Source organism: Arthrobacter sp. 35/47, assembly GCF_000520475.1.
GTDB lineage: Bacteria > Actinomycetota > Actinomycetes > Actinomycetales > Micrococcaceae > Arthrobacter_D > Arthrobacter_D subterraneus.
The window spans coordinates 1-3,597 of record NZ_KI914608.1; the positions used below are offsets into that span (position 1 = coordinate 1).

At 64.4% G+C, this 3,597-nt stretch carries 4 protein-coding genes and 1 pseudogene; 3 read left to right on the forward strand and 2 right to left on the reverse strand.

Going from position 1 to position 3,597, the window contains the following annotated elements; translation table 11 throughout:
- The first annotated feature begins 143 nt into the window (after window positions 1-143).
- Together X803_RS0112035 and X803_RS22965 are read left to right on the forward strand one after the other, a co-directional pair.
- Window positions 144-1,622: a S10 family peptidase gene (locus X803_RS0112035; protein ID WP_026545330.1), complete on the forward strand. Its 1,479-nt coding sequence runs from the start codon at window positions 144-146 to the stop codon at window positions 1,620-1,622.
- Between the two features lie 46 nt (window positions 1,623-1,668).
- A complete protein-coding gene (locus tag X803_RS22965) occupies window positions 1,669-1,791 on the forward strand; it encodes a hypothetical protein (RefSeq protein ID WP_275450946.1) in 123 nt (40 codons plus the stop codon).
- Between the two features lie 17 nt (window positions 1,792-1,808).
- Here X803_RS22965 and X803_RS0112045 read toward each other — a convergent pair whose 3' ends face one another.
- Window positions 1,809-2,309 (reverse strand): DUF456 domain-containing protein, encoded by a 501-nt coding sequence (locus X803_RS0112045; protein ID WP_026545331.1) that lies wholly within the window; start codon window positions 2,307-2,309, stop codon window positions 1,809-1,811.
- Between the two features lie 103 nt (window positions 2,310-2,412).
- Between X803_RS0112045 and X803_RS21925 the strand changes: the two genes are divergently transcribed.
- Window positions 2,413-3,297: a TIGR04086 family membrane protein gene (locus tag X803_RS21925; RefSeq protein WP_090587796.1), complete on the forward strand. Its 885-nt coding sequence runs from the start codon at window positions 2,413-2,415 to the stop codon at window positions 3,295-3,297.
- Between the two features lie 73 nt (window positions 3,298-3,370).
- On the opposite strand, the pseudogene X803_RS22315 reads toward X803_RS21925, so the two are convergent.
- Window positions 3,371-3,597, reverse strand: a pseudogene (locus X803_RS22315) (glycosyltransferase family 2 protein); the annotation flags it as partial.

The window sequence follows — 3,597 nt, forward strand, 5'->3', positions numbered from 1 at the left end:
ACTGTCGTGGTCATCGGTCTCGCTGCGGCGTGCTTCTTCGCACGCCCAGAACTGCGCCAGGCCTGGAATCCGGATGCCGAACCGACCCGGGAAACCGCCAGGCAGGGGTAGTTGCCTTGCGTAACCACCGCTAGGCTCGAGGTATGGCTGAAGAATTCGCAACAGAAGACACCACCGCTGAAACCTCGGAACCCGCCCCAGTGAAGGAAGTCAGCGACGACTTCGTCACGCGGCAACACACTATGCCGTCCGGTCTCGCCTACACCACCTCAACGGGCCGGCTCGTCCTCCGCCGCGAAGAGGTCAAGGACGGGAAGTCGGAGGGTTTCAAGCCCAAGGCGGAGATTTTCGTTGTTGCGTACACCGCAGACAATGCGTCCGCCAATCGGCCGGTTACCTTCGCGTTCAATGGAGGGCCCGGGTCCTCCTCCGTGTGGCTGCATCTGGGCCTGCTCGGGCCGCGCCGGGTGGATTCCGGTGATGTCGGCGCCATGACGCCGCCGCCTTTCGGCCTGATGGATAATCCCGAAACCCTGCTCGAGCACAGCGACCTCGTCCTGATCGACCCGGTGAGCACGGGATTCTCCAGGGTTGTTGAGGGCGAGAAGACGGATGAGTTCCACGCGTTCGTCGAAGACCGGGACCTCGTTGCTGAAGTCATCCGCCTCTGGACCACACGGAACAACCGGTGGCTCTCCCCCAAATACCTTGTCGGCGAGTCCTATGGAACGCTGCGCGCCGTCGCCGTCGCGGGCAGGCTGTTCGACGCCTACGGCATGGCCGTCAACGGACTCGGGCTGATCTCGACCGTCCTGAACATGTCCACGCTGCGCTTCTTCCCCGGAAGCGACACTCCCTATGCCCTACACCTGCCCACCTACGCGGCGATCGCCCACTACCACGGCAGGCATCCCGGCAGGGAACTCGCGGAGGTGGTCCGTGAGGCGGAGGAGTTCGCTTCCCGCGAGTTCGGGTATGCCCTGTCCCAGGGCGCTCGGCTGAGCGAGACCGAATACGACGACGTGGTGAACCGCCTGAGCGCGATCACCACGCTTGACGAGGGTTTCATCCGCCGCACCAACCTGCGCTGGGCGTACCACGAGTTCGCCGCCGAGCTTCTGCGCTCGGAGGGTCTGGTGGTGGGCCGGATCGACGGTCGGTTCACCGCTCCGCCGGCAAACCTCCAGTCATCGAGTTCAATGGATGATCCGAGTATGCGCGCCATCACTGCACCCTTCGCCGCGGCGATCAACCACTATTTGCGTGCTGAGCTTGGATATGAGAACGACCTCCCGTATGAGATCCTCACGGCCCGGGTTCAGCCATGGAGTTACCGGACCTTCGAAGGGGCGCCCGTTGACGTCAGCGACGTACTGGAGCGGCTCATGGTCCATAATCCCGCGTTGCGCGTACACGTGGACTACGGCTATCAGGACGGCGCCACACCGCATTTCGCAGCGGAGTACGTGTTCGCCCATATGACCCTCACTGACGATGTTCGGGACAGGATTTCGCATCACTATCACGAAGCCGGGCACATGATGTACCTCAAGCCCGAGTGCAGGCGTGCCCAGCTGGCAGCCCTCCGGGATTTCGTCGTCCCGCAGTCGACACAGAATTAGTCAGTGTGCTTACTATGGAGGTTCACTCCACGAAAGGCGGACCACCATGCTGAAGAAGATCCTCATCATGCTCGCACCGGTTATTGCGTCGAAGCTCCTCGGCAGGCGTCAGCAGGGGCGTACCAACACCAAGTACAGCCGCGGAAGGAACCGCGGCTTCCGGCGGTAACCGCGGCGTGAGGCGGGTCAGCGCGTGGCGAAATGCGCCCAGACTGCGAGGACCCAGGCGCTGCCCGCCGCACACGCAAGTACCAACTCCACCACAATCCCCCAGCCCAGGGCCTTCAGCGCTTCTCCACTTGAGGACACTGCCGCCCGAAAATCACGCAGGCGCGCGGCTTCACTCAGCAGCAAGCCCACCACGAAGCCGACAACCAGTCCCACCACCGGTATGACGAACATGCCCACCACGCCCAGGACGAGCCCGACGGTGACGGAACGCCCAGGGATCCTGCGCTGCCGCAGTTTCCTGCCGGTCAGTATGGCTCCTGCAAGCAACCCGGCCAGCGCGAGGACCCCGCCCACGCCGAGGGCAGTCCACCCCGGTGCGCTCGTCACCGTGAATGCCCACGCCAACAGTGCTCCAATGATGAGGATGCTGCCGGGCAGAATCGGAACAACAACTCCCGCCACGCCCACGGCGATGGCCAGCCCGCAGAGCACGGTGACAAGAATTTCCCAGTCCATGCCACAAGCATGCCACCGTCGGCGCGGCAACCTTGTACCTGCACCCCTGAAATACTAAGGTTACTTATAAAGTCGCCTACGGGCCCTGAGATCAGGAGGCACCATGAGCACACCAGGAACAGGGAATCACGAGAGGGACAACCGTCCCAAGCACTCGGATGATTCCGGAGCACACGAAGTCGGCGCATCCCGACGCCGGGATGCGCGGACGTCCGACGCGGAGACCCGCGCCATCAACGTCGACCGGAACAACGACGGCGTCGATGACACCCGCCAGCACACTGCGGCGGTTCCCGTATCGCATACGAGGGACGCCGACGATCACCATCGACGCCCGCGTGACCTCGATCCTGACACCACCCGCGACCATGACCGGCACGGCGACGTCACACCTGTGCCCGTGGGTGCGGAGCGGGACGCGCTCCACCAGCGCCAGAAGGAAACTTTCGGGGGCATGAAGTTCGGCGCGGCCTTCTTCGGGTGGCTGACCGCTACCGGAATGGCGGTCCTGCTGACCGCCCTGGTTGCGGCGTTCGGAGCAGCGTTCGGCCTGTCCACGAACACCAGCGTCGGTGAGGCCGCCAACCAGGCTTCACAGGACGCCCAGACGGTAGGAATCACCAGCGCTGTCATCATTCTCGTGATACTTCTGCTGGCCTACTACTGCGGCGGATACGTCGCAGGCCGCATGGCCCGCTTCAACGGGGCAAAGCAGGGCGTGGCCGTCTGGCTCTGGGCGATCATCATTGCCGTTATCGTTGCCATTCTCGGCCTCATCTTCGGATCCCAGTTCGACATCCTGGCCAATCTGAACAGCTTCCCCCGCCTGCCGCTGAACGAAGGCGCGCTGACCACAACGGGCATCATCGCCGTCGTCGTGGCGCTGCTGGCCGCTCTGGCCGGTGCGGTTCTGGGCGGGCTGGCCGGCATGCGGTACCACCGCAGGATCGACCGCGCGGACTACGACGCCATCGACAACAACCGGTAGTCTTCCTCGGAAGTTTTGCGCAGGTGTGGTGATTCCCCGGGTCCGGGGCTCACCACACCTGCGCATTTCTGCTTTAACGGGCTGCTCGCACGTGCGCATACCTGCCGCGTAGCACGCGCAGCGAGTTGCCCGCCTTCACGAGCCTGGACCCCGCGTACGGTACCCCGCCGGCCAGGCGGATGCCCACGGCGACCCACACCGCCAGCATCCGCTCCAGAAGCCACGCGGGCGCCCAGAGGGCAGCGGTAGCCGGGAAAATCTGCCGGCCGTCCCGCCGCCGTCGTCCCAGTTCTGCCACCC